Genomic DNA, 12,533 nt, shown 5'->3' on the forward strand with positions numbered 1-12,533 from the left:
CATGTTCCGCAACGCCGGCCTGGTGCGGCCGTGATGACCGCCATTCGCGCTAGCCGCGCACGACGGCCTCGTCCGAGGGGACCATTTCGGGTAAAATATTGGCCTACGCGCGCAGCAAAAACCGGCCTTTGTCCACTAACGGCGCCACTGACCGGCAGCGTATTCCGCCCAGCATGGCGCGGCATACCTCGCTTGCTGCGCCACCGGGCCGCGCGCCCGCTTCTCCCGCTCATATCCAAGGATCCCGCCCATGACAGGCTTCGATCGCCAGACGATCTCCGACACGACCGCAAAAATGCTGCTGGAAGTTCAGGCAGTGCACTTCAACGCGGAGAAACCATACATTTTCACGTCCGGCTGGGCGAGCCCGGTTTATATCGACTGCCGCAAGCTGATTTCGTATCCGCGCGTGCGCCGGGGCCTGATGGAAATGGCCGAAGCGACCATCCTGCGCGACGTCGGCTATGAGCAGATCGACGCCGTCGCCGGTGGCGAAACCGCCGGCATCCCGTTCGCGGCATGGCTGTCCGACCGCCTGATGGTGCCAATGCAATACGTGCGCAAGAAGCCGAAGGGTTTCGGCCGTAATGCGCAGATCGAAGGGCTGCTGACCGAAGGTCAGCGCGTGCTGCTGGTCGAAGACCTGACCACCGACAGCCGCAGCAAGATCAACTTCATCAACGCGCTGCGCACTGCCGGCGCCACGGTGAATCACTGCTTCGTGCTGTTCCACTACAACATTTTCAAGGAAAGCGTGTCGGTGCTCAAAGACATCGACGTCGATCTGCACGCGCTGGCCACGTGGTGGGACGTCTTGCGAGTTGCCAAGGAAAACAAATACTTCGACACGAAGACGCTCGACGAAGTGGAAAAATTCCTGCACGCACCGGCCGAATGGTCGGCAGCGCATGGCGGCGCAAACGCGACGCCGCAGTAAGCTGCGGACGTCGCATTAGCACAGACCTTTTAGCCGTCTGAATTGAAAAAGCCGCCTGTCTCACGACAGGCGGCTTTTTTGTCGCCCGACGCTAAGACATGTCGCCAGAATCTTCCGGTGCGGGCGACGACAGATTCAGCAAGCCGTTGCTCTGCGCATACTGGAACAATTCGGAATCGCGATCGATACCGAGTTTGCGCATCGCCGCGTTTTTCTGAGTGCTGATGGTCTTGATGCTTCGGTTGAGTTGCTCGGAGATTTCCTTGATCGTCATACCCGATACGAATAAACGCACCACTTCCAGTTCGCGTTTGGACAGCATAACGTCATCGCTCTTGCCGCCGGAGTTCATGCGTAGTGTATCGAGCACCGCTTTCACCGACGGGCTCATGTATTCGAGGTGGCGGCTGACATGCTGCACCGCGAGCCCAATGTGACTTAGATCGTCAGATTTATGGACGACCGACGTCACACCAAGCTCCCTCAGCCGCTTCAGCAGTGCAGCATTTTCCAGCATGGTGAGCACGACAATGGGAAGGTCCGGGAAATTGCGACGCAGATAGCCGATCAACTGCAGCCCGTCGCCATACTGTCCACCCGGCATGGCCAGATCCGTAACAAGCACGTCGCAGGGCGAGGTTTGCAGCATCTTGACCAGCTCAGTTGACTGCCGCGCACGACCGACGACTTCCAGCCCCGGAAACTTGAGCAGCGCGTGCTCCGCACCGAACAGAATGACCGGGTGATCGTCGGCGACCACGACCTTCAGTGGAGCTTGCATCGCCCTCCTCTCGATTGGTAAATCACTCTCCACAACTTCTACCATGTCTTTCTATTTTGTACGCACACGAATGAGAACGCGAGGCCGGTGTCGCGCGGGCAATTCTTCCGACTATAGCCGATTTCCCCTTCGCAAATCCCACGGTGTGGCAACAATGATGTATCGCAGAGCTAATGTTAGACTTGATTCGACCTTGGGGCACGATTAAGGACAACAACCATCGCGAGGACAAGCGCCTCGCGCCCTCACAGGAGAACCGGCACATGCGCTCGCGTTGCCTGGTTGTTTCGCTTGTTTTACCGCTGTACCGTACGCCATTCTTCACCTGCGCGACGCTGGGGCTGGCTCTATTCATGATGCATAGTCCACGCGCGATCGCCGAGACCCCGTTCACGCTGACGAGCGCCAGTTTCCATAGCGGCAAGGTGGAAGCCGCACAGGTTTTCAATCAGGCCGACTGCAAAGGCGGCAACCGTTCGCCGCAACTGACCTGGCGTGACGCGCCGGCCGGCACGCGCAGCTTCGCGATCACCATGTTCGATCAGGATGCGCCGGGCCGCGGCTGGTGGCATTGGGCGGTCGCCGGCATTCCGGCGAAAGTCGACAGCTTGCCCGAGAATGCGAGTTCCTCCGGGTTCCTTACTAAACTCGGCGCCGTCGAGGCGCGCAACGACTTCGATACCGACGGCTATGGCGGTCCCTGTCCGCCGCCGGGCAAACCGCATCGCTACATCGTCACTGTCTATGCGCTGAGCACCGCCGACCTGCGCCTCGCGGAAGGACGTCCCGCGCTGATGTTCGATCACGAGATCGGCACCGCCTCGCTCGGTAGTGCGCGCATGGTGGTCAATTACGGACGGTAGCGTCGTCCGATCGGTTCGACGGATCGAAGCGCAGCGACGCGGCGAGGTCATGAAGCTTGGCGCACGGTTTGCATCGACAGGCCGCGCGCGGATTTTCTGTCATCCGTGCGCGCCAATGTGCGGCGAGGCGGTGCACGCGGCTCTCCCTGCGCACCATTGCTGCGCCTGATCCCATCCTGTTTCACTCCTGCCGGAGAACCTCATGTCGAAGATCGTCATCGTTTATCACAGCGGCTACGGCCACACGAAGAAGGTCGCTGAAGCCGTGCTCGCGGGCACCATCGAAGCCGGTGCGCAGGCGCGGCTCCTGCCGGTCGGCGAAATCGACGATGCAGCCTGGGCGGAACTGGCCGAGGCCGACGCCATCATCTTCGGCGCGCCGACCTACATGGGCGGTCCGTCGGCGGACTTCAAGAAATTCGCCGACGCGAGTTCGAAGCCGTGGTTCGGCCAAACGTGGAAAGACAAGATCGCGGCCGGCTTCACCAACTCGGCGACCATGAACGGCGACAAGTTTTCGACGATCCAGTACTTCGTCACGCTCGCGATGCAACACGGCATGATCTGGGCGGGCACCGGCATGATGCCGTCGAACACCAAGGCGGCGACCCGCAACGATTTGAACTACGTGGGCGGCTCGACTGGCCTGCTCACGCAATCGCCGGCCGACGCGTCGCCGGAAGAGGCGCCGCCCGCCGGCGACCTGGAAACGGCGCGAATGTTCGGCGCCCGCGTCGCGGGTGTCACGGCACGGTGGATCGCCGCTCGGGGCTAGCGGACAGCCTCTGTCGCGAACCGGGCGGCATCGGCTGCCATCTACCGCACAACAGGTCACGCCGATGTCACTTTCAGCGCGCATCGTCGTTTTTTTCGCCCCGTTTCGCACGTCCGCCGCCGTGAGGTCTTAAAATAATGTTCCGGCGCGGCGTCGCGCCCCGTTTCCAGCAAGCAAGTGAGAGCGAGATGAGCACGAAAGTTTTTGTCGACGGACAGGAAGGCACGACCGGCCTGAAGATTTTTGAATACCTGTCGCAACGCGCCGACGTGGAGATCCTGCGTATCGAAGAAGCGAAGCGCAAAGACCTCGAGGAGCGCCGCCGTCTCATCAATGCGTCGGACGTCACCTTCCTGTGCCTGCCGGATGTCGCATCACGCGAATCCGCTTCGCTGCTCGCCAACGATCGCACGGTGCTGATCGACGCGAGCACCGCGTTCCGCACCTCCGCCGACTGGGCGTACGGCCTGCCCGAACTGGCCCGTACGCAACGCGAGCGTCTGCGTACGGCCAAGCGCATTGCCGTGCCCGGCTGCCACGCGTCGGCCTTTGTGCTGGCAATGCGTCCGCTCGTCGAAGCGGGCGTGGTCGCGGCCGACTTCGCCGCGCACGCTTATTCGATCACGGGCTACAGCGGCGGCGGCAAGAAGATGATCGCCGACTACGAAGCCGGCGGCAACGACAAGCTCAAGAGCCCGCGTCCCTATGCGCTCGGCCTCACGCACAAGCATCTGCCGGAAATGGCGGCGCACACGGGCCTGACTTCGGCGCCGATCTTCACGCCGATCGTCGGCGACTTCTACAAGGGTCTCGCCGTCACCACGTTCTTCTCGCCGAAGCAGCTGGCGAAGAAGGCCACGCCGCAAGACGTGCAGGCGCTGTTCGCCGAGTACTACGCGGGCGAAGCCTTCGTGCGCGTCGCGCCGTTCGATGCCGACACGAACCTGGACAGCGGCTTTTTCGACGTCCAGGCGAACAACGACACCAACCGTGTGGACCTGTTCGTGTTCGGCAACGAAGAGCGCTTTGTGACCGTCGCGCGACTGGACAACCTGGGCAAGGGCGCGTCGGGCGCGGCGATCCAGTGTATGAATCTGGCCATCGGCGCGGCCGAAGAAAGCGGCTTGAAACGGTAAATAACCGTGGTATTGACGGCAATTCGCCGTCGCCTCTATCGAAAAAGCCGGTCTGCACAGATCGGCTTTTTTTGTTTTAAAGGCCGTGCCGGTTAATCCCATTTGCAAGCTTGACTGGTATTAACTGGCGCTTCTTAAAAAGAAAATCGCGAAGCGGTCGGCTACCGGTAATTCATTTCTTCAATTTCCTCACCCCGCAGTTTTCCGCATAGGAAATACCGTTTTTTCGCGAACAGTCGCTCGAAGATGATGGAGCCTTCTTGCCGTAACGCTTGTCTGTCAAGGGCGTGCGCGAAGCAACGGCGCCGTGGTGATCGCTGAATTTGCTTTTCAGTTTAAAAGGGCCGCAAGTGACGACAGTGGCAGCCTTGGCGCCAGTCTTCAGGATCCACGGACACGGCGTCATCAAGCCGCCGGGACCGGCGGGCGCTCGGCCAGCAGGNCCCCAGGCTGATCCGATCGTGAAGACGTGTTCCGCTCGACGTCCGACACCGCCGACGCCGACAATTTGGGCAAAAAAAAGCCCGCCTATGTGGGCGGGCTGAATCCATATCAGAGGAGACATGGAGGAGACAAGACGAACTATAGCAAATCGTTTGGTGCGTTGCAACATGCAAATTAGGGTTGACCCTCAATGTTGTTTATATACAACATCTGTGCTGTGCGGGACGCGGTCGCCGCGCTAATGGCGCACCAGCGCCATCATTGCGCCGAAGCCGATGAACATCCCGCCCGTCAGCCGGTTGAACATTCGCGCGACGCTGCGGCTCTTCAGTCTCGCGCCGATGCGGGTGCCGAACCCGGCGTACACGAGATACCAGCTCACCTCGATCGCCGCGAACGTCGCGACAAGCACGCCAAATTGCGGCAGCTTGGGTTGCGTGGCATCAATGAATTGCGGCAGTAACGCGGCCGCGAACAGAATGGCCTTCGGGTTGCTGCCCGCCACCAGAAAACCGTTGCGAAACAGCGCGAAACGCGAACGTGCGGGCCTGGCGGCGAGTTTGTCGACGGTATCGGCGACGGCTTCGTCAGCCGGTGCGCGCCATGCCTTGATACCCAGATAGACGAGGTAGGCCGCGCCGATCATGCGCAGCGTGTCGAACACGGCCGGCCACGCCGCGAGGACAACGCCGAGTCCCGCCGCCGACACCGCGAGCATCAGTACCAGCGCCGACAGACAGCCCGCCATGGTCGCGCTGGAGCGGCGCAAGCCGTGCTGGGCGCCGTGCGTCATCACGAGCAGCATGTTCGGACCGGGAATCGCGGAAACGACAAAGACGGTGGCGACAAACAGCCACCAGGTATGCAGAGTCATGAGAACCAAAGCGGATTGGGATCGGGCGGCTATTATGCCCGCCCGGTTGCGCTTTGTTTTGCGGCTTGTTGTTCGTATGTGTCCGCGCGGCATCCGCTTGCGCGTTTGCGGCCGCGGCGGCAGTGGACGCCTTCGCGCACGCGCCGCTCCGCGCTTTTAACGCCCGGCTCGCCGCGCCGCCACCTGGCCCAGCACCGCAAAGTCCTTCTCGCCGTCGCCGTGCGCCACGGCTTCGATCAGACTGTCGCGCACCACACTGGCGATCGGCATCGGCGTCGTCACCGAATCGGCTGCTGCCAGCGCCAGGCGAACATCCTTCAGCCCGAGACGTGCCTTGAACAGCGCCGGCTCGAAGCGCTGCTCGGCGATCATCTTGCCGTAGCCCGAATAGACCGGACCCGTGAACAGCCCGCTCGTCATGACGTCGAGAAAATCCTGCATCGCGAGGCCATGCCCCGTCACCATCGCAGCCGCTTCGCCGAGCGTCTCGATTGCCGCGCCGAGCATGAAATTCGCGGCGAGCTTCATCACGTTCGCCTGTTGCGGCAGCGATCCGATGCGCCACGTTTTCTGGCCGATCACGTCGAACACCGGCTGAACCCGGTCGATCGCCTCGGCCGGGCCGCCGGCAACGATCGTCAGCTTGCCCGCAGCCGCGACGTCAGGCCGCCCCAGCACCGGCGCCGCCACGTAATGGAGTCCGCGCGACGCATGCGCGGTCGCCAGCTCCTCGGCCAGCGCCACGGAGATCGTCGCCATGTTCACGTGGATCAGGCCACGCGGAGCATGCTCCAGCAACGATGCAGCAATGACTTCGCGCAACGCGCTGTCGTCGGCCAGCATCGAGAACACCGCGTCGCCCGCAAACGCTTCGGCCGGCGTCGCGACGACCCGCGCACCGAGATCGGCAAGCGGCTGCGCCCGTTCCGGCGAGCGGTTCCACACGCGCACCTGATGGCCGGCTTTCAGAATGTTTGCAACCATCGCGGCGCCCATCTCGCCGAGACCGATAAAACCGATGTCCATCTGTCGCTCCGTCTTCTAAAGAACTCGAAGTAAAGCACACCCATGCGACACGTGCAGGGCAGCGCGCAACAAAACACAGTGCGATACTGCTGCGATGGTCACTGCGACATTCCGCTTCTATGAGGAGTTGAACGACTTTCTCGCCCGGCCGATGCGTCGGCGCGCGTTCAGCTACGCCTGCGCGCCCGGCGCGAGCGCGAAGCACATGATCGAAGCGCTCGGCGTGCCGCACACCGAAGTCGAACTGATTCTGGTGAACGGCGAATCCGTCGGTTTCGATCATCCGTTGGTGGACGGCGACCGCGTCGCCGTTTATCCGAAGTTCGAGGCGCTCGACATCCGCCCGCTCCTGCGCGTGCGCGAACGGCCGCTGCGCGTGCTGCGTTTCATCGCCGACGCGCATCTCGGCGGACTCGCGCCGCTGCTGCGATTAGCCGGCTTCGACACGCTATACGACAACCACTATCCCGACGCCGATATTGAAGCGCTTTGCGTCGCGCAACAGCGCATCGTGCTGACACGCGACCGCGAGCTGTTGAAACGCCGCAGCATCACCCATGGCTGTTATGTCCGTACGCTCAAGCCGCGCGAGCAATTGCGCGAAGTATTCGAACGGCTCGATCTGGCCGGTAGCGCGCAACCGTTCCGTCTATGCCTGATGTGCAATGCGCCGCTGCGGCGAATCGCGAAGGAGGAAGTCGGCGCCCGCGCACCCGATGGCGTGCTGGAGCGGCACAACCAGTTCGTCACCTGCGACGTGTGCCGGCGCGTATTCTGGGAAGGCACGCACTGGCAGAGGATGCGCGCGCTGATCGACAGCGTGGCGGGGGCGCCGGAGCGGCCGGATTAGACACCGTGTAAGGTTCGCGCTGATGGTCCTGAAGCTCCGCGCCCTTTTTGCGGCTCGCGCGCGTCGGCCAATGGGTTGCTGCGAGCCTGCTGCGCGCTCCGAGCGCGGCCTTTCCCGCGACGCCCGGCGCGGTGCGTACAATGCGGGATTATTTATCTGGCAGAGGCCTTCCGTATGGCGATGAAAAAAACCGACCTTGAAAAGAACAAGGCGCTCAAACTGAACAACGCAATGAAGCAGTCGACGGCCGAGCGCTTCGGTAAAGCCGCAGCCGCCGAGCCGAAGCTCGATCGCCGCGAGCAACGCAAGCTCGACCAGGCGCAAGGCCTCGTGGCATTCGCGTGCAAGCTGAACGGCGAGCTGGTCACCGAGCTGAAAACGCGTGCCGCCACGCATCCCGAGGGGATGACCGGCTTGCTGAACGAAGTGATCAAGCGTGGCCTCGCAGGCTGATCGCCATATCACCCTGCCGTCCATGCAAAAAGGCCAGAGCTTGTGCTCTGGCCTTTTTGCTGGCAACGCCTTTTTGCGCGCCCGCGCTACGTTGGCCGTCTAGCGGCGCACCGCAGCGGCTCGCGCGACGAATCAGGCGTCAGCTTAGTTTTGCGTGCCCTTGTCGTTCGTGCCGGCGGCCGAAGCTGCTGCCGAAACCGGAGCGCGCTTGCCGTGCGTCTTCAGTTGCTTGGAGTGGTGCTTCTTCGGCGCGCTAGCTGCTGCGGCCGGCGCTGCTGCGTCCGATGCCTGTGCGAAAGCCTGAACGGAGACCAGCGCGATCGATGCGGCTGCGAGCGAGACGATAACTTTTTTCATGTGTTGTTCCCCAAACCTTTACGACTGAGTCAATGTGAATGAAATAAGCTGCGCGGTAAAGCAGGCAAGGCGTGAGCGCCCCCCGCTCCCCGCGGAGAGTATTACCTGGCGTAGGCGGTTTGTCATGCGTAAAACTTGATATGTATTTTCCGGGAGACAGCTTGCTTTCGCCGTGCTTTCAATCGTTAAGCATTCCATACCAGGGACATTACCTAGCTGTCTTCAGACGAGATTACGCAGCAGGCTGGCGGTTTCCTGGAGGGTCGGCAACACGCGCTGCAGCGCGGCGGGCGCCGACTCCCGGCCGATTGGCATGCTGACGCTGATCGCCGCCACCACCGAGCCATGCCGGTCGCGCAATGGCACCGCGACGCCGCGCACCCCCAGCTCGAGCTGCTGGTCGGTGACCACGTAACCGTTGCGACGAATTTCACCGAGCACTTCGCGCAGGCGTTCGATCGTCGAGTAGGTGTAGGGCGTGAACACCTTGATCGGATAGGACGCGAGCCACTGATCGATGCTTTCGGGCGCCTGGAACGCCAGCAACACCAATCCCGCCGACGACAACGGCGCCGGCGCGCGCGAACCGAGCACGAAGCCGACCGCCATTGCGCGGTTCACACCGTTACGCGCGACGTACACCACGTCGTGCTCGTCGAGGATCGCGACCAGCGCGGTTTCCTGCACGGTCGCGGTGATGCGCTGGAGAAACGGCTGGACGGTGCGCGGCAGGCGCGCCGAATCCAGATACGACTGGCCGAGCCGCAGCACGCGCGGCGCGAGCCAGAACAGCTTGCCGTCGGTGTCCACGTAGCCGAGCTCGCGCAGCGTCAACAGGTAACGACGCGCTGCAGTGCGCGACAGGCTCGCGCGGGCGGCCACCATCGTCGGCGTCATGCGGGCATGCTCTTCGTCGAATGCTTCGATGATCGCCAACGCCTTCGCGGCGCCGGCGATCCAGTCTTTGTCGTCCATCGTGGTTGTTCGAAAATGCGGCGGGGTGGCGTGAGGCGTCATTGGACCGGAGGGCCGTCGCGCGATTATCGCGCGAGTTGGAGGGTGTGCGCGGAAGGCGCAGTTCAATGCACACCGACCGACGCAGTGGCCACCCACGCATTGTTCCGATACTTGCCGGCTGCCCGCGTATCATGTGGGCGAACTATGGACAGGGCAGCGCGCGTGCGCTGAGGCCCGTCCCCATTGCATAGCGCGCACAGCGCCGCCCCCTCTGCCAGAAACGTCGCGAACGCCTCACAAGAACCGTCCCACTCGAATAACGCCTGTGAATCCCGACTCCCGCCGACACCTGCACGCCAATCTGTTGATGCTGATCGCCGCGATGATCTGGGGCTCCGCATTCGTCGCGCAACGCCTGAGTCTCGATGCGATCGGACCGTTCCTGTTCACCGGCTTGCGCTTCCTGCTCGGCGCGCTCGTCGTGCTAACGCTGATCGCGTGCGTGCGGCGCTCCGCACTCGCCGAACTATCGAAGCGCGAACCCGGCGGCGCACGCGAATTGCTCGGCGCCGGCGCGCTGCTCGGTGTGGTGCTGGCCGCGTCGATCTCCCTGCAGCAGATCGGCCTGCAATACACCAGGGTCGCCAACGCAGGCTTCATCAGCTCGCTATACGTGGTCATCGTGCCGTTGCTCGGCGTGCTGTTTCGCCACCGCACCGGCATTGCCACGTGGGTCGGCGCGTCGCTGGCGGCCATCGGCATGTATTTTTTGAGCGTCGACGAACACTTTTCGATGCTTGACGGCGACTGGTATCAACTGGCGGGCGCCCTCGTGATCTCCGTGCAGATGATGCTCGTCGGGCGCTTCGCGCTGCGCCACGACACCCTCATGCTCGCACTCGTGCAATTCGTGACGTGCGGCGTGACGTGCCTCGTGGTCGGCTTAGCCGTCGAGCCAGTCAGTCTTGCCGTGATCGCGCGCGCCGCGCCAACGATCGCCTACGGTGGAGCGCTGTCCGTGGGCGTCGCTTATACGATTCAGGTGGTCGCGCAAAAGTACGCCGCGCCTTCGCATGCGGCGGTGATCTTCAGTATGGAAGGCGTGTTCGCCGCGCTCGCGGGTTGGCTTGTGTTGGGCGAAACGCTGTCGACACGCGCGATGTTCGGCTGCGCACTAATGCTCGCGGGTTTGATCGTGTGTCAGGTGATGCCGGGCTGGCGACGCGGGCGCGACCGCGTGCGTCAAGCGTCGTGACGGCGTAGCGAGGCCGGTGCGCCTCGGTCGAGACGCCGAAGACGCTCCGCAACTGCGCCCGGCGCCCTTCGGCCCGGGGCATCACCTACGCCGCGCGCGGGTGAGCAAAAATATTCGACGTATCGCCGGTCGGCGGAAACACGCACCAGCAGCCGTCGTCGTGCCGAAAGAAGAAGAGACTCCGTGCGCCGCCCTCGGCAGACGTCTCGACGCGTACATAACGCCGGCCTCCCACGCGAGTGCGGCTGAATTCCGTGACGTGGACCGGCGCGGACTGCGCCGGTGCGAGCCACTTCTCCACCAGAAAACGTAGCGACTGTTCGCTCGCGGCTCTCATGATCCGCTCCTGACCGGCTTGTCCTGACGCGCATCGCGCGGGGACTCGGGGTTGTCGTCGCTGCCGGCGGCGTCCGCGTCGGCTTCCGCGGATGCGAGGGCGATGGCCCGATTGGTGGCTGCCGCCCGCAGCGTGCTGCAATGGGTGGCATGTCGGATATCCGCGAGAAGACGGACGAGCTGTCGAGCTGATCTGCGTTTCATACACCCCCCGCACCGCACCAATAACCTCAGAAAACACTTTAACTCTATGCCTGGATGGGCGTTGCCGAAATGTTTTTCGCCAATTAGCAACAGTTGCGCTTGCAAAAAGAGAGACGCAATCTTCGTACCGTCCGGTCCCAATGTGCGCGTTGGGCATATGAGCGTCTGTTCGCTGCCGAGCGCTCCATGCGCCAGAAGAGCCCTGGCTGGACGGACTGTGGAAGAATGGCTGAGGGGCATGTAAGTTATCCACAAAGGCCTATGAATAACTTCGGGATAGCGCATAGGACAGCCTGTGCGCGGATTCTTGATAAAGCGGACCCGCGAGCAGGCGGTGTGAGAGTTATCCCCGCCTTGTAGTTTTTCTACAGCGTAGTTCCGCAGGGTTATGGATTTTGCATGACGTTGATGCGACGGGACATTTGCCAGTTATCCACAGAGGCGGTCAATCCTTGTTAACTACTACTACATATGTATACGTATGAAGTAAAAGACATAGGATAGTTAGCGCTGCGTGATGAGATCGAGGGCTGGTCGAGTCTCGGCCAGTCCTCCCCTAACCGTCCGTTCACGCGGCACGCCACCTCAAGGCAACGCGAGAACTCCGCTTGCCGGTTGAACCGCGGTGGCCTGACCCACCGCCGCAGGCAATTCGGGAACGAGCGTGGGCGTCGTCACTTCGACCGGCATCGGCAGAAGACGCGTTTCGATGTGGCTATTGGCAACCGGCTGCGTACGCACGACGGTCTGCAGATAGTGATCCACGAGACCGAAGAAACGGTCATAGAACTTGCCCGACGGAATGGTTTCGCTCGATATCTTGACCATCGCGTCGCTGTTCGAGCGGATCGGCAGCGAGAGCGAACCCAGCACGCTGAGCCCGACGCTTGCGGACGTATCGCTTTTCTTCAGCGCAAAGCCGTTCTGGACGGCGTTGACGTAAACGATGCTCGTATCGCTCGCCTCCTCGCCGGGCGTGCAGACCACATGAAACTCGACGACCACGTGGGTATCGCCCGTCGGCTGGAAATTCTTGGTTCCATCGACGGTATCGTTGCGGGTCATCGTCGTCAGATAGCCTTGGCTCAGCAGGGCGCGGCGCGCGGCTTCACAGCTGTCCGTGGTGCTCGAATTGAAATTGCGTGCGTAAGGACTCGCGCCGGTTTCGAACAATTCCTGCTGGAATTTCGGTTGCGGTGCGCTGCTGCACGCGGCAAGGGTCAACAGGCCGCACAGGGCCGCGGTCGTGGTTTTGGAAAGCGAGGTCAACATGGTCGATTGCGAG

General features: G+C 62.4%; 14 protein-coding genes. 7 read left to right on the top strand and 7 right to left on the bottom strand.

The features are described 5' to 3' along the window. The first annotated feature begins 250 nt into the window (after positions 1-250). On the top strand, positions 251-937 hold the full coding sequence (locus CIC12_RS18635) for an orotate phosphoribosyltransferase (RefSeq protein ID WP_042326936.1): 687 nt from the start codon (positions 251-253) through the stop codon (positions 935-937). A 91-nt stretch (positions 938-1,028) separates the two neighbouring features. On the opposite strand, the gene CIC12_RS18640 is transcribed toward CIC12_RS18635, so the two are convergent. Next, the gene (locus CIC12_RS18640; RefSeq protein ID WP_168665757.1) at positions 1,029-1,718 is read right to left on the bottom strand and encodes a response regulator; all 690 of its coding nucleotides are present in this window, start codon (positions 1,716-1,718) and stop codon (positions 1,029-1,031) included. A gap of 263 nt (positions 1,719-1,981) precedes the next feature. Here CIC12_RS18640 and CIC12_RS18645 point away from each other — a divergent pair, with 263 nt between their 5' ends. The 3 genes from CIC12_RS18645 to argC all read left to right on the top strand — a co-directional run bounded on the left by CIC12_RS18645 (position 1,982) and on the right by argC (position 4,492). After that, positions 1,982-2,581, top strand: coding sequence for a YbhB/YbcL family Raf kinase inhibitor-like protein (locus tag CIC12_RS18645; RefSeq protein WP_168665759.1), 600 nt, complete (start codon positions 1,982-1,984; stop codon positions 2,579-2,581). A 202-nt stretch (positions 2,582-2,783) separates the two neighbouring features. Beyond that, the gene (locus CIC12_RS18650; RefSeq protein WP_168665761.1) at positions 2,784-3,356 is read left to right on the top strand and encodes a flavodoxin family protein; all 573 of its coding nucleotides are present in this window, start codon (positions 2,784-2,786) and stop codon (positions 3,354-3,356) included. 188 nt (positions 3,357-3,544) lie between these two features. Then, positions 3,545-4,492, top strand: coding sequence for an N-acetyl-gamma-glutamyl-phosphate reductase (gene argC / locus CIC12_RS18655; protein ID WP_168665763.1), 948 nt, complete (start codon positions 3,545-3,547; stop codon positions 4,490-4,492). Positions 4,493-5,174: 682 nt separating this feature from the next. On the opposite strand, the gene CIC12_RS18665 is transcribed toward argC, so the two are convergent. Both CIC12_RS18665 and CIC12_RS18670 read right to left on the bottom strand, forming a co-directional pair. Further along, positions 5,175-5,810: a LysE family translocator gene (locus tag CIC12_RS18665; protein WP_168665768.1), complete on the bottom strand. Its 636-nt coding sequence runs from the start codon at positions 5,808-5,810 to the stop codon at positions 5,175-5,177. Positions 5,811-5,966: 156 nt separating this feature from the next. Then, positions 5,967-6,836 carry an NAD(P)-dependent oxidoreductase gene (locus CIC12_RS18670; protein WP_168665770.1) on the bottom strand — a complete coding sequence of 290 codons (870 nt, stop codon included), beginning with the start codon at positions 6,834-6,836 and terminating at the stop codon, positions 5,967-5,969. A 94-nt stretch (positions 6,837-6,930) separates the two neighbouring features. Between CIC12_RS18670 and CIC12_RS18675 the strand changes: the two genes are divergently transcribed. Both CIC12_RS18675 and CIC12_RS18680 read left to right on the top strand, forming a co-directional pair. Then, positions 6,931-7,686, top strand: a complete 756-nt coding sequence (locus CIC12_RS18675) for a Mut7-C RNAse domain-containing protein (RefSeq protein ID WP_168665772.1) — start codon at positions 6,931-6,933, stop codon at positions 7,684-7,686. Between the two features lie 174 nt (positions 7,687-7,860). Then, on the top strand, positions 7,861-8,139 hold the full coding sequence (locus CIC12_RS18680) for a hypothetical protein (protein WP_121315932.1): 279 nt from the start codon (positions 7,861-7,863) through the stop codon (positions 8,137-8,139). Positions 8,140-8,283: 144 nt separating this feature from the next. Here CIC12_RS18680 and CIC12_RS18685 read toward each other — a convergent pair whose 3' ends face one another. Both CIC12_RS18685 and CIC12_RS18690 read right to left on the bottom strand, forming a co-directional pair. Then, positions 8,284-8,496, bottom strand: coding sequence for a hypothetical protein (locus CIC12_RS18685; RefSeq protein WP_168665774.1), 213 nt, complete (start codon positions 8,494-8,496; stop codon positions 8,284-8,286). A gap of 222 nt (positions 8,497-8,718) precedes the next feature. Continuing rightward, the gene (locus CIC12_RS18690) at positions 8,719-9,471 is read right to left on the bottom strand and encodes an IclR family transcriptional regulator domain-containing protein (RefSeq protein ID WP_168665776.1); all 753 of its coding nucleotides are present in this window, start codon (positions 9,469-9,471) and stop codon (positions 8,719-8,721) included. A gap of 307 nt (positions 9,472-9,778) precedes the next feature. Here CIC12_RS18690 and CIC12_RS18695 point away from each other — a divergent pair, with 307 nt between their 5' ends. Continuing rightward, positions 9,779-10,708 (top strand): EamA family transporter, encoded by a 930-nt coding sequence (locus tag CIC12_RS18695; RefSeq protein ID WP_168665778.1) that lies wholly within the window; start codon positions 9,779-9,781, stop codon positions 10,706-10,708. Between the two features lie 85 nt (positions 10,709-10,793). On the opposite strand, the gene CIC12_RS18700 is transcribed toward CIC12_RS18695, so the two are convergent. After that, positions 10,794-11,045 (bottom strand): hypothetical protein, encoded by a 252-nt coding sequence (locus tag CIC12_RS18700; protein ID WP_168665780.1) that lies wholly within the window; start codon positions 11,043-11,045, stop codon positions 10,794-10,796. Positions 11,046-11,833: 788 nt separating this feature from the next. Further along, positions 11,834-12,520, bottom strand: a complete 687-nt coding sequence (locus CIC12_RS18705) for a DUF2242 domain-containing protein (protein ID WP_168665782.1) — start codon at positions 12,518-12,520, stop codon at positions 11,834-11,836. Positions 12,521-12,533 lie beyond the last annotated feature (13 nt).

It is taken from the genome of Paraburkholderia sp. SG-MS1, from assembly GCF_012275575.1.
In the GTDB taxonomy this organism is placed as follows: Bacteria; Pseudomonadota; Gammaproteobacteria; order Burkholderiales; family Burkholderiaceae; genus Paraburkholderia.